This is a genomic window from Segatella bryantii (genome assembly GCF_022024215.1).
Lineage (GTDB): Bacteria > Bacteroidota > Bacteroidia > Bacteroidales > Bacteroidaceae > Prevotella > Prevotella bryantii.
Map to the genome: position 1 here is coordinate 1,837,585 of NZ_CP091798.1, position 24,588 is coordinate 1,862,172.

The following is a 24,588-nucleotide window of genomic DNA, read 5'->3' on the forward strand; positions in this document are numbered from 1 at the left end:
AAAATATTAGCAAACAATAAAAATAAACATATAAAAATGGGAAGAGTTTTAATGATTGGAGCAGGTGGCGTTGCTACCGTTGCAGCATTCAAGATTGTTCAGAACACTGACGTCTTTACCGAGTTTATGATTGCCAGCCATCATGTAGAAAAATGTGATCGTTTGGTAAAGTCTATTCATGATAAAGGTTACAACGTGGATATCAAGACTGCAGAGGTCGATGCTGACGACGTAGAACAGTTGAAAGCACTCTTCAGCAGCTACCAGCCAGACTTAGTAATTAACTTGGCATTGCCTTATCAGGACCTTACCATCATGGATGCTTGTCTAGCATGCGGTTGCAATTATCTTGATACTGCAAACTATGAGCCTAAAGACGAAGCCCATTTCGAATACAGCTGGCAATGGGCATACAAGGATAAATTTGAAAAAGCTGGTCTTACCGCAATTTTGGGTTGTGGCTTTGACCCAGGTGTTTCTCAAGCATATACTGCTTATGCTGCAAAGCATCACTTCGATGAAATTCAGTATCTCGATATCGTAGATTGTAATGCTGGTAACCATCATAAGGCATTCGCTACAAACTTCAACCCAGAAATTAATATCCGTGAGATTACCCAAAAGGGACTTTACTATAAGGATGGCAAATGGATAGAAACAGAACCACTGGAGATTCACAAAGACCTCACCTACCCTAATATTGGTGCACGCGACAGTTACTTAATGCATCATGAAGAACTGGAGAGTCTAGTTAAGAACTATCCTACCATTAAGCAGGCACGTTTCTGGATGACATTCGGCAAACAGTATCTTACTTATCTTGATTGTATCCAGAATTTGGGTATGAGCCGTATCGATGAGGTAACATACGAAGCTCCACTAGCAGACGACCCAACCAAAACTGTAAAAGTAAACATCGTTCCTCTACAATTTCTTAAAGCCGTATTACCTAATCCACAGGATCTTGGCGAAAACTACGATGGCGAAACCAGCATCGGCTGCCGTATCCGTGGTATCAAAGACGGAAAAGAGCACACCTATTATATATATAATAACTGCAAGCATCAAGATGCATTTGCAGAAACAGGCATGCAGGGTGTAAGCTATACCACTGGTGTTCCAGCTATGGCAGGAGCAATGATGTTCTTGAAAGGCATTTGGAAGAAACCAGGCGTATGGAATGTTGAAGACTTCGATCCAGATCCATTCTTGCAAGTACTCAACGAGCAAGGGCTACCTTGGCATGAGGTTTTCGATGGTGACTTGGAACTCTAACCTCCAGCAGTACTATACTCAAAGGAAAGAACACAGCAAAAATTATTTAGCACTACAAAAAAAATGGCAAAAGAAGAAGAAACATCAGCTAAAGAGGGCAAATTAAAAGCCCTCCAAGCTGCCATGGCAAAAATAGAAAAAGATTTCGGTAAGGGATCTATCATGAAAATGGGCGATGAAAAGATTGAGGACATCGAAGTGATTTCATCAGGAAGTATCGCCCTAGATGCAGCCCTTGGAGTAGGTGGCTATCCTAAAGGCCGCATCATCGAGATTTATGGTCCTGAATCATCAGGTAAGACAACATTGGCTATTCATGCCATTGCAGAAGCTCAAAAAAATGGAGGTATTGCCGCTTTTATCGATGCAGAGCATGCTTTCGACCGCTTCTATGCCGCTAAACTTGGTGTAGACGTTGATAATCTGTTAATTTCACAGCCAGATAATGGTGAGCAAGCACTTCAGATTGCTGATCAGTTGATTAGCTCTTCTGCTATTGATATTTTGGTAGTAGACTCTGTTGCAGCACTTACTCCTAAGGCAGAAATTGAAGGCGATATGGGTGACAACAGAGTTGGTCTTCAAGCTCGTCTCATGAGTCAGGCTCTCCGTAAACTCACTTCTACAATCAGCAAAACCAACACCACTTGTATCTTCATCAACCAATTACGTGAAAAGATTGGTATTATGTTTGGCAATCCTGAAACTACCACAGGTGGTAATGCCTTGAAGTTCTACGCATCTGTACGTTTGGATATTCGTCGTGTTTCCTCTATTAAGGATGGCGATCAAGTTATCGGTAATCAGGTACGCGTTAAAGTTATCAAGAATAAGGTAGCACCACCATTCCGCAAAGCCGAGTTTGAAATCACCTTCGGTGAAGGTATTAGCAAGATTGGCGAAATCGTAGACATGGGTGTTGAGTATGGCGTTATCCAAAAAAGTGGTAGCTGGTTCAGCTACAATGGTTCAAAACTTGCACAGGGCCGTGATGCAACCAAAAAATTGCTTAAAGATAACCCTGAATTGTGCGAAGAACTTGAGACACTTATCAAGCAAAATATGGCAAACAAGCCAGAATAATACAAAATTGGCATAACTGACAATTAAGAATAGACGAGGATGTGACATGTTGTCACATCCTTTTTTTATATTTCCCCCCTTTTTTTTAGATATCTATTAGTTTGGCACGGCCTTTGTTAGATAAAGGGTGTGCTATTGAAGCACAAACATTAAATGAAATAACAAAAAAAATAAAAATATACAATTATGGGAAAGATTATTGGAATCGACTTAGGAACTACTAACAGTTGTGTTTCTGTATTTGAAGGAAACGAACCAGTAGTAATTGCAAACAGTGAGGGTAAGCGTACTACACCTTCAGTTATCGGCTTCGTAGAAGGCGGTGAGCGTAAGGTGGGTGATCCTGCAAAGCGTCAGGCTATTACAAACCCAACAAAGACTGTTTACTCTATTAAGCGTTTCATGGGTGAACCTTTCAATTTGGTTGAGAAAGAGGCTGCTTCTATGCCTTATCCTGTTATCAATGAGGGTGGCTACCCACGCGTACAGATCGATGACCGCAAATATACTCCACAGGAAATCTCAGCTATGATTCTTCAGAAAATGAAGAAGACTGCAGAAGACTATCTTGGTCAAGAAGTTACTGATGCCGTTATCACAGTACCAGCTTACTTCTCAGATTCTCAGCGTCAGGCTACCAAAGAAGCAGGTCAGATTGCAGGTCTTAACGTTCGTCGTATCGTTAACGAGCCAACAGCAGCAGCTCTTGCTTATGGTGTAGACAAGGCTAACAAAGATATGAAGATCGCAGTATTCGACCTTGGTGGTGGTACATTCGATATTTCTATCCTCGAATTCGGTGGTGGTGTATTCGAAGTACTTTCTACAAACGGTGATACTCATCTTGGTGGTGATGACTTCGACCGTGTTATCATCGACTGGTTGGCAGATGGCTTCAAGGCAGATGAGGGCATAGACCTTCGTCTTGACCCAATGGCTATGCAGCGTTTGAAGGAAGCAGCTGAGAAAGCAAAGATTGAGTTGAGTTCTTCTACTTCTACAGAGATTAACTTGCCATATATCACAGCTGCAGGTGGTGTACCTAAGCACTTGGTTAAGACTTTGACTCGTTCACAGTTCGAACAGTTGGCACACGAACTTATCCAGGCTTGTTTGGTACCTTGCCAGAACGCTATGCGCGATGCTAAATTGCAGACATCAGATATCGATGAAGTTATCCTCGTAGGTGGTAGCTCTCGTATTCCAGCTGTACAGACATTGGTTAAGAATTACTTCGGTAAAGAGCCTTCTAAGGGTGTTAACCCAGATGAGGTTGTAGCAGTAGGTGCTTCTATTCAGGGTGCTATCTTGAACAAAGAAGGTGGCGTAGGCGATATCGTATTGCTCGATGTTACTCCATTGACTCTTGGTATTGAAACTATGGGTGGTGTAATGACAAAGCTTATTGAGTCTAACACAACCATTCCTTGCAAGAAGAGTGAAGTATTCTCTACAGCAGCTGACAACCAGACAGAGGTAACTATCCACGTACTTCAGGGTGAACGTCCTATGGCTTCTCAGAACAAGAGTATCGGTCAGTTCAACCTTACAGGTATTGCTCCAGCTCGTCGTGGTGTTCCTCAGATTGAGGTTACATTCGATATCGATGCTAACGGTATCCTCAATGTAAGTGCTAAAGATAAAGCTACAGGTAAGGAGCAGAGCATCCGTATCGAAGCTTCATCTGGCTTGAGCGAAGAGGAAATCAAGCGTATGAAGGCAGAAGCAGAGCAGAATGCAGAGAACGATAAGAAAGAGCGTGAGAAGATTGACAAGATGAATCAGGCTGACTCTATGATCTTCACTACAGAGAACTTCCTTAAAGATAATGGTGACAAGATTCCTGCTGATAAGAAACCAGGTATCGAGGATGCACTCGCTAAATTGAAGGAAGCTCATAAGAGTGGTGATGTAAACGCTATCGATACAGCTATCAACAACTTGAACACTGTTATGCAGGGTGCAAGCCAGCAGATGTATCAAGGTGGTCAGGCTGGTCCTCAGCCAGGTGCTGATGCTGGTCAGAATGCTCAGCAGGGTCCTAAGGCTGATGATATTCAGGATGCAGACTTCGAAGAGGTGAAGTAAGTTTGATAAGCAAATAACAAGCAATTATAAAAATCCCGTATAACTCAAGCAGTTATGCGGGATTTTACTTTTAGTTAAACTTTGTAACTTTCTGCCGTTTTTCGAATTTTCACCGTTAATTTGCACCAAATCGTTAACGCGACACTTTGGTGTAAATAATAACATAAAAGTATACCACTCCACAAAAGGGTTGGACACTATCATGAAGAAGGACAATGTCATGATAAACTATATCAACTCAGATGCCGAGATTATTCTCAAAGCTTCCATTTTTGATCAAGTGCTATATGAAGCAGTCAAAATATGCCGAGAAATCCCCGAAGCAGATGCGATAGCAGAGGACACATTCATTGAAGACCGTAACAATTTCCGTTGGAAGGATGTGCTAAGCACAGGTCTGAGAGTATTCATTGCCGGAATAGATGGCGCGACTGGTGTAGCTCAGGTGTCAGGCGGTGGCGGCACATCAAACGATATGCCGTGGCGAGATAAGGATGAAGATTTTCTCGATTGGGCCCGCCGTGCTATGCGATATGCCCATACCAAACATTATCCTGGTAATAGGTTCAAACGGTCGCTGAGCAAATAGTCCTCGCGCGCATACGTATTATAATAAAGAGCAGGTGTTTCCAAAATGGAAACACCTGCTTTTGATTGACCATTTGTCCGAAGGTATTCAAATTATTCTAATAGCGTCGGACAAAAGCTATACTTCATGTCATTCTCATCAGATTAAGATGTTCGGAATTTCCGAACAAGTTTAGCCCCAGTATTGGTGTCAAGTTGATGAATACTGATATTATGAGCATTTGTCCGAGTCTTACCAAATTTTTTGGATAGTCTCGGACAAATGCTTTTGACTTATTGAGTACTTAACCATTATTTCCGTCCAACAACATCAATCCTTTTACCGTCAGCAAATAACGTTGACGGGGATGATGGGGATTGGCAGGATACTTCATACACACAAATCCTTCTCTTATTGCTGGTGTGAGAGAATAATCCATAAAGTTTGGACGGTTCTTCAAACCTACAGCCTCCATCATGCTCTTCACACTCATTTCTTCTTTACCGATTGCCAATACCAAACGCGTTACATTCTCAGAAGAAGGTTGTATGTCGCTTGAACTTGTATGGGTACTTGTACGGGTACTTGTATGGGTGTCGTTCTCGTCATCCTTATACCCAATCAGCATATATCGATTCTTCAGTTCATTGTTTTCACCGAGCAGCAAATTACGGAAAAACTTTACGAGGAAAGACTTGTCTGGTTGTATGCCCTTCTGAGGATTTCTATAATTGGCCCGTACAAGGGCATTACGGAAGTACCAGGAATTATCAGCGAACAATTCGTTATTTACATTGAAACCACAAGAACGGAGATATTTGATAACGAAAACAGCCGTTGTTCGCGTGTTTCCTTCACGGAACGGATGGTTCTGCCATAATAAAGTCACAAAGTCCACAACATGCGAGATAATCTCATCTGTAGTCAAGCCTTTATAACTGAAATCTCGTTCAGTCTGTATGTCATATTTTAATGCTTCATGAATGTCTGCTGCACGACCATATACAACTGTATCGCCTTGCAATACCCATTCTTTTTTGCTGATGTCATAGGGACGAATCTCACCTGCATGCTTAAAGACGCCCTCAAATAGATGACGATGGATGTTCAAAAACTCTAAAGGAGTCAATGAAAAAGACTTTTCATTCAGCAACTTCGTAATGTTTGCCGCTACGCGGTCAGCCTCTTCCTTTTCAGCATCGTCAGCATCATGCGTTGTCTTATTCACATAATAAGACTGTAGCTGTTCTCTCACCTCATCGATGGTGATGTCACCCTCAATGTGCTTTACAGCTATTTCCTTCAAATAGTCAGACACACGAAGCCCATCTACGTCTTGAAGACCTATAGCAGTACGCCAAGCCGAAACCCGCTCACGTTTATGTGGCCCTGCCACACGTTCGTAAGCCTCAAAGTCAATGTATTTCTGCTTTTCGCTCATATCTCGTCTTACTTTATTCTTATAACGTTTCCGATTTCTGCTCTATTGCTCAGTTCCGTATCTTCTCTCTTCCTTCAGACATCTTAAATGTGATATCAACTCCGCATCTGCAGGCAACCACTTCACGTTGTCCAGTTCATCATTTTTCAGCCAACGAGCAGCTTCGTGTTCATTCAGGTGCATCGCTTCTGTCAACAGCGAACAGATATAACAATGCATGGTCAGATGAAACTTTGGGTAGTCATATTCCACCGTACAAAGAAACTCATCCACTCTGATTTCTGCAGACAGTTCCTCACGAATCTCCCTGACAAGTGCCTCTTCTGGTGTCTCTCTAGCCTCCATCTTCCCGCCAGGGAACTCCCACCAGTCTTTCCATTCGCCATATCCTCGCTGAGTAGCGAATATCTTATCTCCTTTGCGAATAATCGCTGCTACGACTTCTATCTGTTTCATAATTATGCAATTTCTTTCATTCGTGCGAAGTGCATCACGCTGCCGGGAATCGGTTCCACCATATTCCAACGTATCTGCATTTGCATCCTATTTCCTAAATTCTTGTACTCCCAGTCGCTCAGGGTAACACGACCCAAATAAACATATCCCATTGTGCGAGTCTTGTCCTCAACAAAGTTCTTTTGCTCACGGACAAAGAGCAACATGGTCTGTGTCTGATGGATATAAGCCTGACCTTCATTTGATTCAGGCTTTACTCGGTTCTGAGTATCCCATTGGAATAGATAGGGTGACAACGCCTTGTCGTCGTAATCAGTCGTAGAGCCCTCTTCACGATTCTTGATGATATCGACAAACATAGCCTCCACATTCAGCAGTTTGTTGCGTTCCACACCCTCGCGAGCTGACGATTTTCGTGCCAACGTCGATGTTCCGATAGCAACCTGAATCTGTGCCTTTGTATATACGCCATGGAGCTTCAATGGGAAATTTGGCAACAGGGAGTTATCCGGCTTCTCGTAGGCTTTGTTCTCTTGAAGCATCACTCCTATCACCTCAGCAAGCTCTTCAAAGAATAGTTTGTCAGCAGCAAGGGCATCAACCATATCTTGGAGGCTTACAAATCTTCCAGCCGTCTCAAAAAGGTCGTAGTAGAGCATCAGCAATCGCTTTTGATCAACAGCATTCATTCTGTTTACTCTCACTCTGAACGCTCGTTTTGCAAGTTGTTCGATAAAGCTCAAATAGGAATACGAGTCCGTTGCAGACCACTTACGGAATACGGCACGACTTAGCTCCTCATTAAAACGAGATTGCTCTTCGCCCACCCCAGCCTCAAACAATATCTGATTCCACGTTCTCCCTTTGTAGAGCTTATCTACGGGCATCTGATAGATTCTTACGAAATTGGAGAGCGTAAGCGGAACTGAGTGATGTCTCTCGAAGTTCTGTACCAATGCGATGACCTTTCGTGCCGTAAAACGCTTAATAGCCCCCTTGATATTGTTCAGGATATGCTCCTTTGCCTTAGGCTCCAGTATAATTCGGCAACCTAAAGGCAAGTGAGGGCAATCGCGTTCCATTTCCTCTACGACACTCATTGACGTTCTACCGAGCATCACACGCATACGGTCGATATAATTGAATTCAGCTCGACTGTTACCTACAAAATCAAGTATATTAACATGTGTCTTTCCCTCTGCTTTGCGGAGACCTCGTCCAAACTGCTGGATAAACACAGTGAGACTCTCCGTGGGACGAAGGAAAAGAATTGTATCAACCTCGGGTATATCTACACCCTCGTTGAACATATCCACTACAAATAGATAGTTGATTTCCTTATTCTTCAATCGTCTGTAAAGCGGTGCTCGCATCTGTGCGTTTTCACTGGTCAGCACATCGGCTTTCAATCCACATAGCGTAAATTTGGAAGCCATATATTTGGCATGTTGCTGGTCAACACAGAAACACAAAGCCCTGACATCACGAATATTGGTCAGATACTTCTGCAAAGACTGCAAAATCACAGCAGTACGTGCATCATTGTAACTATAAATACGAGAAAGTTCAGATGCCACATAATGACCTTTATCCCAGGCAACCTCTGAATAATCAACGGAATCTGTTATACCATAGTAATAGAACGGAGCCAGCAAGCCTTTGTTCAGTGCATCATCAAGACGTATCTCAGCAGAAATGGTACCATCAAAGTCTTGTGTAATGTCTTCTCCATCCATTCGCTCAGGAGTAGCCGTCAATCCTAAAAGCACTTTAGGTCTAAAGTGGTTAATTATCTTACGATAAGAAGATGCTGCCACATGATGAACCTCATCAACGACAATATAATCATAATAGTCTTCAGGTAATGACAAACTATCCAAACGGTTGTTCAATGTGTCCTTTGAGGCGAACACATATTCATAATTTGCAGGTTCTTCGCCTCCATACCATTTCTCGCCAAAGTTATAGTCAGAAAGTACTTGCCGGAAAGTCTGGAGACTCTGTCGGAGGATTTCTTCCCTGTGAGCCACGAACAACAGACGGGCACGTTCGTGTTTTTCTGCAAATGCCTTGTAATCGCTGGCAGCCATTACGGTCTTGCCTGTTCCAGTTGCAGCGACCACCAAATTCTTCCAATGATTCCGCACCTCGCGTTCAACCTGAAGTCGTTCTAGAATCTCTTGCTGATAATCGAAAGGACGAATTAAGCCCTTAAGTGTCGAGAAATCTATTTCATTATCCACTTCTTTGTTTAAGGCTGCTTTCAGCCTCTCGTTATCTTCGCCATTCACAAAAGTCTCGTAACCATCTGCCCACCATGAAGCATCAAATGCACCAAGAATGGTCTTCATCATTCGTGGCTGCTCCATTTGCGTTACCTTCACATTCCATTCTGCACCTGTATCAAGTGCTTGTTCGGAGATATTTGAAGAACCTATATATGCTGTATTAAAGCCTGTATCACGAAGGAAAACATAAGCTTTTGCATGAAGGCGCTCTGAGGAGACATCGTATGTAATTTTTATTTCTGTATTATTCAACGATGACAGCTGGATAATGGCATCATAATCCGTAGCCTGCATATAGGTTGTTGTGATTACCTTCAGTTGCCCTCCTCTGTTGGTAAACTCTCTCAACCGTGGCAAAATAAGAGCAAGCCCACGTTTCTTGATAAACGACACCATCAAACGGATTTCATCAGCTGAAGCTATTTCTTTCTGTAACTCCGTATACATCTTCATCCCCTTGCCTGTAAACAGAGCCCCGTTTATGAGACCCTTCATTGGCATCATCTCCTCCAGACGTTTTGCCAAATCTGGATAATCCGATTGAGTCTTATCAATTACTGCTGTCAAAATCTTGGCCTGAGCAGAAACCAAGTTGCCAGAATCCAAATGGAACTCATTTACCAGTTTACGAATGATGGAATTGGCTAACTCCAGCCCCCTTTTGACAGATGAATCTTTTTGTTCGTCTTCTTCATCAGTCTCATCATTTATATCAACCATATCAGACAGCACCTGTTCAAAGATGCTCGTCAAATACATCGACAGCAACTTTGCCACCTCATCCTTCTTAATGACCCGCTCCCCGATGTAAAACCGGTTCTGGTCAATCGAAGAGATTTTCTCTTCGAACAACTGGTTGATTATCTGCTCATAAATTCCAATCTTCATAGGCGTAACTATTGTTTTTATTTTATAATGTACCCTTCCTGGTCATAACATTTATGATAATTCATGATCAACCCAATCAACGACTGCAATTTTGTATCAGTACACCGAAGTGTATGAAATTTGTTGTATTGAATATTATACCTAGTTGCAGAACCTTGAGTCAATCGTTGTTCAATATCAGAAGGGATTAAGAATGATGCACGATCACCAAGGTATTTTTGGAATTCTGTCAGGAAGATGTGAATTCCTGCTAAATCGAAATCACCGAAGTGTACGTACCTATTTGGAATACCCATAAGCCAATTACGCAGGTCTGTCGATTGTGGATAGCGAGAGACAAACAGCAGCGGCATATTACCCAGCACAGATTCAAACAATTTCTTTTGCTGACGAATCCTACGGAAGTTCTCCATGTTCTCAATACCCACAACGACTATGTCTTGAGGAATAGAAAATTGCTGCCAGTTGTCGATGAACACAAAGCTGCCTTCATGTGGATTGACAACAAAATCTTTGTCGCAAAGTGAACATGAGATGGGCTCGTAGCTATTAACAGGGAAGCCAGGGCAAGAGCGAACTGTCATTAACTTAGAGTTTCCTGTTTCTGCCGCCAAAGAAGCACGAGAAACGAAACTGCTGACTTCAAGCATTCGATAGCTTTCATCCTTGTCTATGAGATATCTTTTCAAGGCCTCAACGTCACGAGCGCGATATGATTTTCTCGAACCATGAGTCACGACTGACAACAGCCCTTCTGCCATCAGTTCATTAAGCAGTTTGCTGCTTAGCTTTGAACCAGCCACCTGCTTACCAGAAATCAATGCTTGTATGGATGCGCTTATTGCCATAATTCAGTCCTATTTTGTTCGTTTCAACAATTTGTCCACTCTTGTCTTTACACCATGCTTACTGAGTAGATAGGTGTATTTGTAATCGTATGGGTTATATGACGTTGGCGAACTGTTGATGAGATAGATGTTACGCGAATTGGCAAACTGCAGAATGCCTTTGATGTTATTGGGATGAAGTCGCCCAATCTCATCCATCATACAATGTACGATGAAATTGCCATTCTTCCTTTCTGCTTTCTTTTTGAACACGTTGATAAGCATGATATTCACCATTGCCTTAACCAAAATATCAGTTCCATCAGACCCCACATTATTGATACGTTCTACCCAGTTCGTATCATTATCGTTTTCTTTTACTCTGAACTGCAGACGGAATGCATCGCCAAGTGATACCGTTGGGCGACTTTGTTCATCCTGCAACTGATGGGAGAGACTCTTCAGGTAATCTACAACCTTGCGGTTAACCTCGTCACGATTGTCGCTTGAGAAAAGGTTGAGTTCACCAATCGACAACGCATTCTCCACTGTATAGTCATGAATGGACATGAGTAACTGCGTGAGTCTGTCGGATGACTCATTGGCTCTGAGTTCGATACTTTTAATGACACCAGCAAAGTTCTTCTCTACAAAATCCCTATTGATATCGAGTATCACGCTGTCCACATCTGACCTACGCTTCATTAGCGCACCAATTTCTGTAGAGATACGTCCCAGAATATCTTTATAATGCTCACTGGTGCGACGACGGAACTCTTCAATTTTGTTGTTGTCCATAAAGTCTTGCAAATCAACAGCAATCTGCAAATAATCATTATCTGTTACAGGCATCGTATTGAAATGGAACGCATTCTGAGGCTTGAAGTTGCGATTGAAGTTGATAACAGTATCCTTCAGTTTTTCTATCGTTTCCCGCTTCTGATTGACTATTCCTCTCAATTGGCTGATGAGTTGTTGACAGTCCTGATGGCCCACTATCAGTTTGTCATCTGAGAGGAATGTGTCTGGCACAAGATGCTCGTTCTCCACCATTTGATGGTATTGGTTCAGTCCCTCACGTCTGTGCGTCAAGTCCTTCAGAATCGACTTCTGACGTTCTTCCAACTCCTGCCGTTTCTTCTCGATACGGGTACGCTTGTCTTCATAGCGTTGACGCATCATTGCAAGCTGTTGCTCAATGTCCTTGATACTCTTCTTGATTACAGGTTCTTTCGCAAACAGATTTTGCTCTGCATCACGATATCTGATGACCGTTGGACGTTCTGCTTCTATCTGTTTCGACAATTCCTTGAGAGCGTCTAAAGCCTTACGGTATTGATCCAGCAGCGTCACATCCACGCCCTTTCCTGCCAGTTCTGCTTTCTGCTGTTCGTCAAGTTGAGACATTTGAGCATCGAACTCTTGATTTCTAGTGGTCGCTTCTTTGTCCTGCAACACCTTGAATGCATGCAATCCTTCGTCAAGGGCTTTTGAGGTTTTGTTGAAGGCTGTATCAAGGTCTTTGAGTTCCTTTTTATTCTTAGCCTCTTTCGCCTCGCGAACTTCTTTTTCTGCCTGTACTTTAAGCAGAGCCTCATTGAAAGCCCGTTCACGCATTTCCTTTTCCTGTGCAATCAGATCTTGCTCTTCCATCTCCAACTTGTGTTGCTGATTTTGCAGATCCTGACGCTTCACGGGAATCTGTTCTGCTTCCACTTTCAACAATGTTGCTTGCTGACGGAGCGGATTGAGCTGAACAGCATATTTCTTTCCAAGTTTCGAAATGTCCTCTTGAAGTGTGACAGGCAGATGTGTCAGTTCTCGGTTTGTCTGTTGCAGTTGCTCTTCCAAATGTTTCTTCTCTGTACGATAATCATCGGGGGTACGATGTACGGCATCAATGTTGTCTAAGTTCAGCTTGACACCAAATAAGCCATCAGATGCTGCTTTTACCAATTGGGGTTCAAGTCCTCCGGCATATAGGATTCTTTCTTCATCAACCACTTTTCCGATGGTCTCTTCCCAACCTTCAGCATTTTCTGTTAACCATTGATACAACGAACCATCAAGATTTGAAAGCAATTCTTCAATCTTGGTGATTTGCTCTCTATACTGTGATCGGTTAGTTTCTAAACGTTCTTGCTCGCGCTGAGAGACCTGTTTCAGTTCTGCTTCTTTCATCTCATACTCAGTGGTAATCTGAGCAATCTGACTCTTTACGGCTGTTTGTCGTGCAGCGTTCTCCTTTTCTGTTACCTCCAATTTCTGAAGCTGTTCCTTTATCTGAGTCACTTCATCAGCCTTGGGATGCCACAAGCGCAAATCTTTTACGGCATTGTCAGCCCTGTTTTGTTCTTTCTGTAACAACTCCAGTCGCCCATCCGATTCATGCCGCCAATTGTTGAAGGCATCCATTAGTGAGTTTCTGTTTTTCGTTCGTTCATCCTCTAGCAGCTTTCGTTCCTTTTGCAATGACTCTTGCTTCTGATAATAGGCTTCTTTTTGAGCATTTTCAAATGACTGACGGGCATTCTCCAGCTTCCCTCTGGCGATATTGTATTTTTCCTCTATAGACGCATGGGTTTTCAATAGGTCATCCAATAACATTTGCTTATCAGCAGTCTCTTGTTTGATGCTTTCTTCACGAGCGGCCAATGCAAGTTTCTCTTCGATACCCAGTGCTTCAAATTCTTTTCTTGCCTGAACGATCTCTTTCAGTTTACTCTTTTTGCCTCCCAATTCTTGGTTCAGCGCATCTTTTTCCTTTTCATATTCTGCTGTAAGTTCTTTTTCACGGGTGCGCTCTTTATCGATGTCTGTTTTTAGTTCAGTAGCCTCAGATTCCAAGAGTGGTATCTTCTCTTCGCTTTCAGCCACAGCGTGATTCAACATCCGCCATACATCTAATAATTGCTGGTCGAGAGCCACGATTCTTCTCCCCTGTTCAGCAATCTTCACTGCCTGTTGGCGCACAGGGTAGTTACCGTCACGAGTCTGCCTGAACCAGCAGTCTATTTCGTCATACTCGCGTTCAAAGTCAGTCACCAGTCTTCTATAAGTCTGCAGGTCGATGGGAAGATCCTCATCTGCCATAGATTGTATGATGGTGTTCTTCACGAAGTCGGCATCCAGTTTGGTGTTCAGAAATACGTTCTGAATGCTTCGTGGAATATTCTGATAATGGGCACTCTGCACCAAGGCATAGCGAGTGTATTTGTGGTCGTGAGTATTGCCAAAGATGATATCTTTAAACATCACGCCAGAATCTATTCTTGCAGATACAGACACGTTTTTGTCGATTCGCTCGCGTATTTTAACCCAATCGCTCAACACTTGTTTGTCTTCATCTACGAGCCAATCACGCTGATAAGGAGCATCTATGAATCGCCATGAGGCACGTCCCTGATAACGGCTCACCAAAATAGTGTATGCCCCATTGTCGCGCATTACCTCGTAAAGGATATAAGAGTTTGACTGGCGGAAATAGAACTCGTCAAACGACTTTTGAGCTTGCTGTATGCCAAGGCGATGCTTATCAGCATTATAAAAGAAAAGTAATGCCCTTAGCACAGTACTCTTGCCCACACCTTGGGTTCCCGTGAAATGTACGTTGCCATCTACAGAAATTTCAGCGTAGGGTATATTGGCGCTATTGATAAATATGATCTTATTCAGGTATTTCATCTTCGTTGGCTATTTGAATCATGTTAACCAGTTCTTCAGCATAGTGAAATGCAGATGTAATCTTATAGGTTTCGTCCTGCTCACTGACACACTCGGCAAAGCCCATACTCTGCATTTCCTGCAACAGTTTGTTCACTATCTCTAAATAGGAGCCTACGCCATATTTCTTATAGAGATGACCTGCTTTCTCCTTCAGTTCAATGTCCAGGCTGATCTGCTCTATCAGATTGCTCTTTCGGAACTGATAGCCCGCCGTAAACGACTGGTTATAGGTCTTCAGGAAGTCCAGATAGTCAAGCCATTTCGAAAAACTCTCTAACTTTTGTTCTATGGATTGTTTACCCTCACCAATACGTGAGAAGTAAAAGTAGCCGTTGCCACTCTCCAATTGCAAACCAATCTCTTTGAAGAAGTCTGCATAATCGTCGAAGTTCTCCTCAATATCCTCGTACAGATGACGGATAGAGGCTTCAGTACTGTCCACCGAAAGAAATTCTCCGCGGCTCAGTCGCTCGTATATTCGTTGAGTATTATTTCGCATAGATGATAGGATATTCAATGTCTTGATAGGTGGCGTATTTCCCTGTCATTCGGCATTCTTCAGGATGCAAAATGACCAGTTGGCAAAAGAGAGCTGCGTGATCTTCTATATCACGCTTGGTCTTATAATCATATCTCAGGATGAAATCAAACAGGTTGTAGCTCGAAGCAGAAAAGGCATTCCATACCTCAGCAGGATCGACACCTTTTAACCGCTGCACATGGTCTTGCAAGTCCTCGTCTGTCAGCGGTTCCGCCTCTGTCCTGGCTGTTTTCCGCAGACCATTGCGCTCGGCTATCCGTCTCAGAATGCTTACTATCTGGTCATTCTCTCTAAGCATTTCCAAAGAGAGCCTTATTTTGCTGTATTGGCGGGATTCCATCCATAGCGGATTACTTTCATCCAGCACCTGCACCAGATTAGTATCTGTCTTGATAAGCAACTGGTCTTGCAGATATTTCAGCTTACGTATCTTCTTATAGAGTTGGTTCTGCTGTTCTATCTGGTTGATATAAACAATAATCTGCCTGTCTATTTCCATCAACGCATGGTACGCCTCCACAAAGTCGTGTTTCACGTCGCTGCACGTCTTTGCCATGTGTGGATCATTGGCCATCAGGAAGAAGGCGTGCTCATTGTCCATCAGTTTCTCACATTCACGTATCATCGAACGGATACTGTGACTTTTCTCATCAAGGTTCTGAAGTTTCTTTTTCTTGATAATATAGTTAGGCTCTTGCTTATACGCATTATCCATATTGCGTTTCAGGTCCACCACATTCTTCAGAGTCCTGAATCCCGTTTTCTTCAGTAGTTGCCGTACACTATCCTGATATCCTGCCTTACGGTTGGTATTCGTTTCTTGTAAGAAATAGCCAATGTATTCTTTTAGAGTGTTGATACATTCCTGTACGCTCAGAACACTAATTTCCTCGTTCACGTTCAATACTTCTTCAAAGAAATTGAGATAGTCACTCTCAATCTCTACTGTATTACCCGTTTCCACTAGTACACCATAATCCAGCAGTTTTCTCAGTCGGGCTTCATTACCACCCACCAATTCCAAAGCCAGTCCTTGCGGAAACTTCATCAGTTTCCGCTTCTCAAACATCTCGCTCAATAATCCTTGTTCTCGCGAGAGTGTTTTAGTAAGCTCTTCTATGGTTCTGAAATGTGATAGTATCTCCATAAAGTATCAAACTTTCAAATGTTCATACAGCTTCAGCCGCAATACCTCACCATTTGGGAACTCGAACTGGAACTTTTTGCGATTGAACATAGGATTATTCTCGTGGATAATGCGATGGTAATTGTGACTGATGATAATGATGTTCGTGGAGTCGTTGTTCTGCGAACGGGTGAAGTAGTCGATGTGGTGGGGTAAAACAGCGAGCACACCGAAACTGGAATGGTCATTCAGCAACGACCAGTCCACCGTCTTCTGCAATATGAATCCATTGTCGTAATCCATCAGAGTTATGTTTTGTTTTTTTATTTCTTGTTTACTTCTTACTGTCATCTTACCCTTAAAATCTATGGTGCTATTATTTCCCAGTGCCCACCTTTGTCTGGGCCAATACGACGGATAACACCTTGTTCTTTCAATTTGGTCATGATACGCTGTACTTGTCTTTCAGAAAGAGAATACATCGCAGCCAGTTTTTTTGTGGATATGGTTGAATTCTTAGATATGCTTGCAAAAATGTTTTCTACGACATCAGAAGGCTTTTCTACGTCATTAAGATCTTTTCCCACGACATTTTCTACGATATCACCGCCAATATTACCGCCAACATTACCGCCGTTGTCATTCGCAAAGGCACAAATAGCCTCCTGAAACTTATCCATGTCACCTGTTGGCTCTCGCCTTTTTCCTCCTTGCAAGGCATAGTCCAAGCGAACTTGTCCTCTGCTCTTGCTTCGTTTATCAGTTGACGTGGTTCGCTCCACACGATAGGTTTCCGTGCTATGCAGCAGTTCTTGTATTTCGTCTTTTGTTATCATTTAACCCTTCTCTATTCTCAACAGTTCGTTTATATCGACTTCGAGGAGTTCTGCGATTTTGACGAATGTCTCCATAGGTGGCTGGCAAGCATTGGTACACCATTTACTCACAGTAGTAGGCGCACAGCCCAACTGCTCGGATAACCACTTGTTGGTTCTCTTCTTATCTACGAGTACTACTTTTATCCGATTTTCCATTTTTATTCTGTTGAAGTTATTATTTTGAGATCTGATTGCACATTGTCTATCTCCAAATATCCGTCTGTATGGATGGACTTGTCGAGAACATCTGTCTTGAATGCCACTCCAGTTCCATTGCAGAGCATGGTACCAATGTGGAGTACGAGTTTGTAAAGTTGATGTCCTTGTATGTGGAGATAAGCATTAGCCTCGTCAAGATGCTCGTTTATCATGTTTTCTGGCTGCTGAAGATTACGAAGAGCATCTTCAAAGAGCCGTTTCACATTCTCTATATAAGCACTACCATTATCTGCGACTTCTTCTCGCTTGGGTTGCAGTGGCAGACACGCATTGAATTTGGTAATGTTCCATTGTTGATTTAACTCGGAACTTTGGCTGTAATGCACAAGATAAAGGAGCGGCTTATATACTACTTTGGAGAGCTCTTGCAAAAAAACATTGAAGTCAAATCCGGCCTTAGGCACTAATTCTGCAAATCTACTTTGAAGATGCTCTGCCTCGCAGAAATGATTCTCCCAGGAATAGGCATACGTTTGGGCAATGTAGTTGTCTGCTGTTAATTCAACTTCGCCTTTCAGTTGCCGCAAATCACTATCTATACAAATGAAGAAAGTCTTTGTAAGATATGCTTTGTAGCGAAGACATTGTTCACAACCATGTACGTCATTACCTTTCTCATTCTTCGAGTATGGAATAAAGAGGTACTTTCCTGAGAAGGCCTGTTGGAGTTGGTTGTTCCAGAAAAGTTTATCCTCAGCATCCTCCAAATGTACAACCGCCTTGATGCTTCTGTCGCGCAAAGGAATATTACGAAAGTAACGTGCTTGTTCTTCAATTCTGTTCATATCACATTACTTAATTGGAGTAGTAATGTCCTCCATGTAAATAATCTTATCGCCCCATCCGTCGCCAAAAATACTTGGAGAATGAGTGGTGATAAAGTATTGCGCATTAGGGTTGAGTTTCACAAGAGTATTGATTAACTCATATTGCCAACTGATGTCAAGTGAGTTCTCTGGTTCATCAAGTAATACGTATGCTTCTTTGCCATCCATAAGGAATACACGAAGCAAAATCAAAAGGATCTGCTTTTCTCCAGAAGACAGAGCGTCAATCGGTATAATCTGTTCTCTAGAGAGAATATTGAATTTGTTTCCTTCAATTTCGATGTGCTTACCCGTATCTTTGAACAAGCCGTTTACGGTTGAAATGAATCCATCAATACGTGCTTTCATCTTAGCCTGTTTTTTTGCGGAAGCATCAATCATGGCCATACGATGGTACATCATTGATGGTCCCGTTTTCATGTCGAACATATAGAATTCAAGATCTTGGGTCAATGCATTCACCCCCTTGCGTTTGTCACGCATGGTAATATTGTCAATGGAAGGTACAAACACAATTTGTTTTTTATCATCGAGCTTCTCAAGAGCTAACTTATAAATCTCGTTGAGCAACGTAGTTTTGCCACTACCGTTGATACCAACGATGATGTTCACATCCTCGTTGGCTTCGAAGCGAACATTATACTTGTCCCAAAGACAAGTTGAGATTTCTTTAATTTTGGAGTACGACATAAAACCTATTCTTTAATCAGTTCGTTACTTCTGGATGAGTTAACACCATATTATAATAATACGCATACAAAATTAATCATTTTTTGCTAAAACAAAGAATAAATATCTACATTTTCTGTAATATTTCCCATTTTAATAGCATTTTCTTCACTTTTTTTCTTTGTAGATACCATTTTTTGTGTGCTTGACCACAAAAAGTACCACCATTGGCAGAAATTTAATGTAGAGCTATAAGGCCTCACGACTAAAAGTTGCCAATATTGGCAGATTTTAGTAACGACGATTTTTTGCCATTTCTGAATTTCATGCCCAGCCAAAATCAAAAAAAATGTAGCAAGTTTGTGATTTTTTCTGTGTTTTATTTTGGTTGTTTTGGGAGAAATATGTCACTTTGCAGTGATTTTGTAACATGTTGATTATCAATGGTTATTTCCGTTTTTGCGACATGTGTGCAACATCCGGTACTAACGCATTGATAGTCAGTTAAAGTCGTTTTCGAGGAAGTGAAATAAGTCTGATAAGTAAATAACAAAAATCATGGCTATCATGCATGCATTATAATGTCAAATAATATATCAAAAAAACAGTACCATCTGAAATCGTCATCTAGCTCAAAATATTCAACTTTTGATCTGCCTGTTTGGTCTTTTTTCTTCCCCTCGATTTTCTCTCCCGCCAAAACCCCAGGTCCTAAGGGTCGAAACCTTAGGGTTGATGCGATAAGGTCATAGAGTTTAGCGGATAAAGTCTTAGCTTTTGCCCCCTAGGAACTGGGGTTTTGGCGCCCATTTATTAAACCAACGAAGCGAGAAAATCGTAACACGCTGGTATTCAGACAGATACAAAAACGCTTCATAATTCGTGTATTTGAGGCCTTCTATTCTGACTATTTCAAATACGCAAAACTCAAGAGGGTTCTTGTCAATAAAATTCTAATTAAATGCACAAAAACCATACACATAGGTACAAATTCTTCTTTTTTTCTTGCAAAAAATAACAATTAATCTTATATTTGCAATATACAAAACTGAAATATACTCTATCTCTTCATAAGAGGTATATCTTCTACCAGAAAGTATAATAATTAAGTCCAACACATAAAAATAATTATCTATGGCTTCAAAAGACATCGTTTTAGAAACTATGAAAAAAGCAGGAACTCCTCTGAATGCAGGTAAAATCGCTGGGAACCTGCTAATTAATCCATTTTATATCACAACACATTAATTTAGAAACAAGATGAAAGAACTAAAAGGTACAAAAACAGAAAAAAACCTGCTAGAAGCTTTTGCAGGAGAGAGCCAAGCACGAAACAAGTACACTTACTTTGCCAGCAAGGCTAAGAAAGATGGCTATGAGCAGATTGCTGCCATTTTCGAAGAAACCGCTACGAATGAAAAAGAACATGCTAAGTTGTGGTTTAAATATCTAGAGGGTGGTGCTATTCGAGACACTATGAGTAACCTGAAAGCTGCTGCTGAAGGGGAAAACTATGAGTGGACTGATATGTATGATCGCATGGCAAAAGAAGCTGAAGAGGAAGGTTTCACTGAAATTGCTTCCAAATTCCGTTTAGTTGCTGCCATTGAGAAGCATCACGAGGAACGCTACAAAAAACTACTCCAGAATATCGAAGAGGGAATCGTCTTCTCACGTGATGATGACCGTATCTGGAAATGTCGCAACTGTGGACATATCGTTATTGGGAAAAAGGCTCCAGAAGTTTGTCCTACATGTAACCATCCTAAAAGCTATTTTGAAATTTCTGCAGATAATTATTAATCTATCCTATTACACGGTCTGATAATAGGAACAAAAAGAGGATACGTTAAAAATTAAAAAGGGGGAACAGCCTAAATGACTGCTCCCCCATCACTTTATATAATAATATAGTAAATAGTTATAACAATGCCTCGATATCCTTTTCTAATTTTTCCGGCTTGGTAATAGGTGAATAACGCTCTATTTTCTTACCATCACGCGATATCAAGAATTTGGTAAAGTTCCATTTGATTGCACTTGTTATAAATCCACCTGCTTGCTTTTTCAAATACTTGAAAATAGGATGGGCATTTTCGCCATTTACATCCACTTTCTTCATCATCTGGAAAGACACTCCATAATTCAACTTGCAAAAGCCACTGATTTCGGCATCACTTCCTGGATCCTGATGACCAAACTGATTGCATGGAAAACCGATAATCACCAAACCTCTATCCTTATATTTTTGGTTAAGAGCTTCCAATCCCTCAAACTGTGGTGTGAATCCACACTTGCTGGCTGTATTAACGATAAGAATAACCTTACCTTTTATAATTCATTAACTAATATCGTAAGCGATGATAGAAATTCGAAAGATTTATTAACAATACATCGTCAACGATAAGTTAAATCATGCACTTGTGTAATTATAGCTATAAATATCGCATGAAGAATTATAAAACACAGCTTTTCAACTACAGATACTTAATTTTACTTATCTTTGCAGATAAAACAAACCATATACGATAAAAATATATTCAAATCATGGATAGAAACCAGGAAATTATTCGCACCAGTATTGTTGGCATTATTGCCAATATATTTCTTGCAGCCTTTAAGGCTGTAGTTGGTATCTTTGCCAGCTCCATTGCCATCATCATGGATGCTGTCAACAATTTTAGCGATGCCCTCTCTTCTGCTATCACAATTATCGGCACAAAACTTTCGGAGCGCCCAGCTGATCGTATGCACCCCTTCGGACATGGTCGAGTGGAATATTTTTCTGCTATCATCATTTCGATAATTGTGCTTGTTGCCGGTTTCAGTTCACTCGTAGAGTCAACTAAAAAGATTTTTCATCCCACAGAACCCAACTATACCAATTTTACGCTCATTATCATTATCGTATCTATTGTGGTGAAACTTATATTAGGCCGATATGTTAAGAGTAAAGGCAAGATGCTAAAGAGTGATTCTCTTATTGCAAGTGGAAGCGATGCCCTATTCGATGCCATTATCACACTCTCTACTCTTATTTCTGCTATTATTATGTTGCTCTGGAATGTTTCTATCGATGGTTACTTAGGCACACTTATCTCTATCATTATTATCAAGAGTGGCATAGATATGCTCAAATCACCTATCAACGAGCTCCTCGGTAGTCGTATCTCTAACGAATATATCCAAGAGATAAAAGACGAAGTCATGACTTTCAAAGGTGTACATGGGGTGTTTGACTTAATACTACACACTTATGGGCCCGATACTACCATCGGATCGCTCCACGTAAATGTACTCGATACGACTACAGCTTCTGAAATTCACTTTTTAGAACGAAGCATCGCAGAACGCTTACACGAGAAGTTTGGCATCATCGCTACCGTGGGTATCTATGCAGTAAACACTGGAGAAACTAAAGTTGCCCGCATGCAGAACGATATTATGAAACGTGCATTTAATACTGATGGTATCTACTCTGCTCATGGTTTCTTCGTCGACTTTGATACCAAGACTATTACCTTCGATATAATGCCCGAATACAAGGTTAAAGATGCCGAGGCGCTTCGTGATCAGTTTATAGCCTCACTTCAGAACGACTATCGAGACTATCATTTCCATATTATTCTCGATCAAAATTTCAGTGATTAAGCAATACGAGAAACTTCGCAATTTAAAATTAAGTTACAAAAACGATGCATACAGCCAAGGAAATTATACATGTCTTAACGCTTCAGCAGAATGACAGTCAGCGAGAACTGCTCATGCGTTTCTTCAAAACCGGTCCGGGAGAATATGGTGAAGGTGACCGATTTCTAGGGCTGAAAGTACCACAGACACGCGCTATAGTAAAACAAGCTGATCCTGATTTTCAGCTTCAGGAAATCCACAAACTGTTACTTTCACCTTGGCACGAAGTACGGCTTTGTGGACTACTCATCATGGTAGCTCAATTTGAACGGCTCTCTACCAAACGACTTGTCAATGATGAAGTAGCCATGGCTAAGCGTGATGCCATCGTAAAGACATATCTACAGTATGCCCATCAAGCTAACAACTGGGATTTGGTAGACCTATCTGCACCAAAAATACTGGGTTCCTGGCTGTTACTGCCGACCCATCTTACACAAGAAGAGATTGATGGCAAATCCTGTTCTTCTGACAAACTTACAACCTTAGCCGGCAAACAAGCCATCGTAGACCATCTAGCATATAGCGATAATCTTTGGCGCCAGCGCATGAGTATCGTCTGTAGTTGGAAGACAAGCGCTAAGGGCGATCCTTCATGGTGTCTACGCTATGCCGAAATACACCTGCATCATCCACACGATTTGATGCACAAGGCAGTAGGCTGGATGCTTCGTGAAATGGGCAAGCGCGTAAGCATAGACTTGCTTCGTTCTTTTCTAGAATTGCATGCCCACACCATGCCTCGCACGACTCTTCGCTATGCTATCGAGAAAATGGATGAATCGGAACGTCAAAAATGGATGAAAAAGTAACTTTACACTAAGATAAGAAAGGAATAAGATATGAATTTTCCTAAAATACATAACGCTCCACAGATGATGGAACTGATACAGCAAATCGGATTTCTGCCATTGCTCGATAGCGGTATCGATGGTTTTTCTGCCGAAGACATCGTTGACGAAGACTGTCGATACATCACCTTTCCTGAAGGTGGATGGGATTGGCCGCTGTGGAAGTGGAAAGGACAGATTGTTACAGATAGCCCATGCGTATATGGTAAATTCTTCAATAAGAAAGCTGGTTTTATCAGCCGTGAATGGTGGCCAGATTTCTGTAATTATCGAAGAAGTAAGAACCCTAGGCCTGATTACGAGTCCATAGAAAGCGCTATACTTGATGTACTCAAGAATTCGGGTAGTATGATAACTCGAGAATTACGTGCTGCTTGTGGGTTTACTGGGCCAAAGATGCGATCTCGATTTGACAGTTACATTACCCGTTTGCAGATGGCTACTTATATTGTTACCGAAGACTTTGTATATCCTCTTGACAAACACAATCGCGAATATGGATGGGGATGGGCATTACTCAATACACCCGAAGATCTCTTTGGCAAAAGTGCCTGTGAATGCGACTGTTCGCCAGAAGAATCGTATGAACGAATCAAGGAGCATCTACATCAGTTGTTACCCGATGCTAGCGAGAAGCAGATTGAGAAACTCATGGGGTAAAATGACAGAAAACACCTCACAGGAAGATTTTCTGTTTACTTCAAGATTTGCTCAGCATGCTCCTTTACCTTAATCTGCTTAGGGCCGAATATCTGAATGATAGTACCTTCTTCATCAGCAATAAAAGTGGTACGGAAGGTTCCCATATAAGTACGACCAGCCATTTTCTTTTCGCCCCATACCCCCATCTCTTCTACCAATTTCTTTTCGGTATCGCAAAGCAATGGGAATGGCAGGTTATATTTTTCAATAAATTTCTTATGCGACTTAGCATCTTGAATGCTTACACCAAGTACGACATAACCTAAAGCTAGAAATCGCTCATAGTTATCACGTAAGTTACAAGCCTCATTGGTACATCCCGGGGTTGAGTCTTTGGGATAGAAGTAAAGTACGATTTTCTTTCCAGCCAAATCACTGGTTTTCCACTCTTTTCCATCCTGATCTATTCCCAGGAATTCAGGTAATTTCTGTCCAATTTCCATAG

22 protein-coding genes are annotated in these 24,588 nt (G+C 41.7%); 8 read left to right on the forward strand and 14 right to left on the reverse strand.

Features of this window, described 5'->3' with window-relative positions; translation table 11 throughout:
- The first annotated feature begins 36 nt into the window (after positions 1-36).
- The 4 genes from L6471_RS11745 (at position 37) to L6471_RS11760 (ending at position 5,035) form a co-directional block, all read left to right on the forward strand.
- Positions 37-1,275 carry a saccharopine dehydrogenase family protein gene (locus tag L6471_RS11745; RefSeq protein WP_006283053.1) on the forward strand — a complete coding sequence of 413 codons (1,239 nt, stop codon included), beginning with the start codon at positions 37-39 and terminating at the stop codon, positions 1,273-1,275.
- Between the two features lie 63 nt (positions 1,276-1,338).
- The gene (gene recA / locus L6471_RS11750) at positions 1,339-2,358 is read left to right on the forward strand and encodes a recombinase RecA (protein ID WP_006283052.1); all 1,020 of its coding nucleotides are present in this window, start codon (positions 1,339-1,341) and stop codon (positions 2,356-2,358) included.
- 186 nt (positions 2,359-2,544) lie between these two features.
- Positions 2,545-4,446: a molecular chaperone DnaK gene (gene dnaK, locus L6471_RS11755; protein WP_237797382.1), complete on the forward strand. Its 1,902-nt coding sequence runs from the start codon at positions 2,545-2,547 to the stop codon at positions 4,444-4,446.
- 202 nt (positions 4,447-4,648) lie between these two features.
- Positions 4,649-5,035, forward strand: coding sequence for a hypothetical protein (locus tag L6471_RS11760; RefSeq protein WP_237797383.1), 387 nt, complete (start codon positions 4,649-4,651; stop codon positions 5,033-5,035).
- 283 nt (positions 5,036-5,318) lie between these two features.
- Here L6471_RS11760 and L6471_RS11765 read toward each other — a convergent pair whose 3' ends face one another.
- The 12 genes from L6471_RS11765 to L6471_RS11820 all read right to left on the reverse strand — a co-directional run bounded on the left by L6471_RS11765 (position 5,319) and on the right by L6471_RS11820 (position 18,921).
- Positions 5,319-6,455: a Fic family protein gene (locus L6471_RS11765; RefSeq protein ID WP_237797384.1), complete on the reverse strand. Its 1,137-nt coding sequence runs from the start codon at positions 6,453-6,455 to the stop codon at positions 5,319-5,321.
- 42 nt (positions 6,456-6,497) lie between these two features.
- Positions 6,498-6,911 carry a (deoxy)nucleoside triphosphate pyrophosphohydrolase gene (locus tag L6471_RS11770; RefSeq protein WP_237797385.1) on the reverse strand — a complete coding sequence of 138 codons (414 nt, stop codon included), beginning with the start codon at positions 6,909-6,911 and terminating at the stop codon, positions 6,498-6,500.
- 2 nt (positions 6,912-6,913) lie between these two features.
- Positions 6,914-10,087 (reverse strand): DUF3427 domain-containing protein, encoded by a 3,174-nt coding sequence (locus tag L6471_RS11775; RefSeq protein WP_237797386.1) that lies wholly within the window; start codon positions 10,085-10,087, stop codon positions 6,914-6,916.
- Between the two features lie 17 nt (positions 10,088-10,104).
- Positions 10,105-10,935: a DUF7281 domain-containing protein gene (locus L6471_RS11780; RefSeq protein ID WP_237797387.1), complete on the reverse strand. Its 831-nt coding sequence runs from the start codon at positions 10,933-10,935 to the stop codon at positions 10,105-10,107.
- A 9-nt stretch (positions 10,936-10,944) separates the two neighbouring features.
- Complete coding sequence (locus L6471_RS11785; protein WP_237797388.1) at positions 10,945-14,598, reverse strand: ATP-binding protein; 3,654 nt, start codon at positions 14,596-14,598, stop codon at positions 10,945-10,947.
- On the reverse strand, positions 14,582-15,139 hold the full coding sequence (locus L6471_RS11790; protein WP_094434149.1) for a condensin complex protein MksE: 558 nt from the start codon (positions 15,137-15,139) through the stop codon (positions 14,582-14,584). Before L6471_RS11790 ends, L6471_RS11785 begins: the two co-directional genes overlap by 17 nt.
- Positions 15,129-16,328, reverse strand: a complete 1,200-nt coding sequence (locus tag L6471_RS11795; protein WP_237797389.1) for a hypothetical protein — start codon at positions 16,326-16,328, stop codon at positions 15,129-15,131. Before L6471_RS11795 ends, L6471_RS11790 begins: the two co-directional genes overlap by 11 nt.
- A 6-nt stretch (positions 16,329-16,334) precedes the next feature.
- Positions 16,335-16,610: a hypothetical protein gene (locus L6471_RS11800; RefSeq protein WP_237797390.1), complete on the reverse strand. Its 276-nt coding sequence runs from the start codon at positions 16,608-16,610 to the stop codon at positions 16,335-16,337.
- Between the two features lie 62 nt (positions 16,611-16,672).
- Positions 16,673-17,143 (reverse strand): winged helix-turn-helix transcriptional regulator, encoded by a 471-nt coding sequence (locus L6471_RS11805; protein WP_237797391.1) that lies wholly within the window; start codon positions 17,141-17,143, stop codon positions 16,673-16,675.
- Positions 17,144-17,341 carry a helix-turn-helix transcriptional regulator gene (locus tag L6471_RS11810; RefSeq protein WP_094449095.1) on the reverse strand — a complete coding sequence of 66 codons (198 nt, stop codon included), beginning with the start codon at positions 17,339-17,341 and terminating at the stop codon, positions 17,144-17,146.
- A 2-nt stretch (positions 17,342-17,343) separates the two neighbouring features.
- Positions 17,344-18,189 carry a DUF4435 domain-containing protein gene (locus L6471_RS11815; protein WP_237797392.1) on the reverse strand — a complete coding sequence of 282 codons (846 nt, stop codon included), beginning with the start codon at positions 18,187-18,189 and terminating at the stop codon, positions 17,344-17,346.
- 6 nt (positions 18,190-18,195) lie between these two features.
- Positions 18,196-18,921: an AAA family ATPase gene (locus L6471_RS11820; RefSeq protein ID WP_237797393.1), complete on the reverse strand. Its 726-nt coding sequence runs from the start codon at positions 18,919-18,921 to the stop codon at positions 18,196-18,198.
- A 1,239-nt stretch (positions 18,922-20,160) separates the two neighbouring features.
- Between L6471_RS11820 and rbr the strand changes: the two genes are divergently transcribed.
- Positions 20,161-20,703: a rubrerythrin gene (gene rbr / locus L6471_RS11825; RefSeq protein WP_237797394.1), complete on the forward strand. Its 543-nt coding sequence runs from the start codon at positions 20,161-20,163 to the stop codon at positions 20,701-20,703.
- A 118-nt stretch (positions 20,704-20,821) separates the two neighbouring features.
- On the opposite strand, the gene L6471_RS11830 is transcribed toward rbr, so the two are convergent.
- Positions 20,822-21,238 carry a glutathione peroxidase gene (locus tag L6471_RS11830; RefSeq protein ID WP_278989719.1) on the reverse strand — a complete coding sequence of 139 codons (417 nt, stop codon included), beginning with the start codon at positions 21,236-21,238 and terminating at the stop codon, positions 20,822-20,824.
- A gap of 209 nt (positions 21,239-21,447) precedes the next feature.
- Here L6471_RS11830 and L6471_RS11835 point away from each other — a divergent pair, with 209 nt between their 5' ends.
- Genes L6471_RS11835 through L6471_RS11845 form a run of 3 tightly spaced genes read left to right on the forward strand, consistent with a single transcriptional unit; the run spans position 21,448 to position 24,101 of the window.
- Positions 21,448-22,551 carry a cation diffusion facilitator family transporter gene (locus tag L6471_RS11835; protein WP_237797395.1) on the forward strand — a complete coding sequence of 368 codons (1,104 nt, stop codon included), beginning with the start codon at positions 21,448-21,450 and terminating at the stop codon, positions 22,549-22,551.
- A gap of 44 nt (positions 22,552-22,595) precedes the next feature.
- Complete coding sequence (locus tag L6471_RS11840; RefSeq protein WP_036858142.1) at positions 22,596-23,402, forward strand: DNA alkylation repair protein; 807 nt, start codon at positions 22,596-22,598, stop codon at positions 23,400-23,402.
- A 30-nt stretch (positions 23,403-23,432) separates the two neighbouring features.
- The gene (locus L6471_RS11845) at positions 23,433-24,101 is read left to right on the forward strand and encodes an AlkZ-related protein (RefSeq protein ID WP_237797396.1); all 669 of its coding nucleotides are present in this window, start codon (positions 23,433-23,435) and stop codon (positions 24,099-24,101) included.
- A 35-nt stretch (positions 24,102-24,136) separates the two neighbouring features.
- Here L6471_RS11845 and bcp read toward each other — a convergent pair whose 3' ends face one another.
- On the reverse strand, positions 24,137-24,586 hold the full coding sequence (gene bcp / locus L6471_RS11850; RefSeq protein ID WP_027453591.1) for a thioredoxin-dependent thiol peroxidase: 450 nt from the start codon (positions 24,584-24,586) through the stop codon (positions 24,137-24,139).
- Positions 24,587-24,588 lie beyond the last annotated feature (2 nt).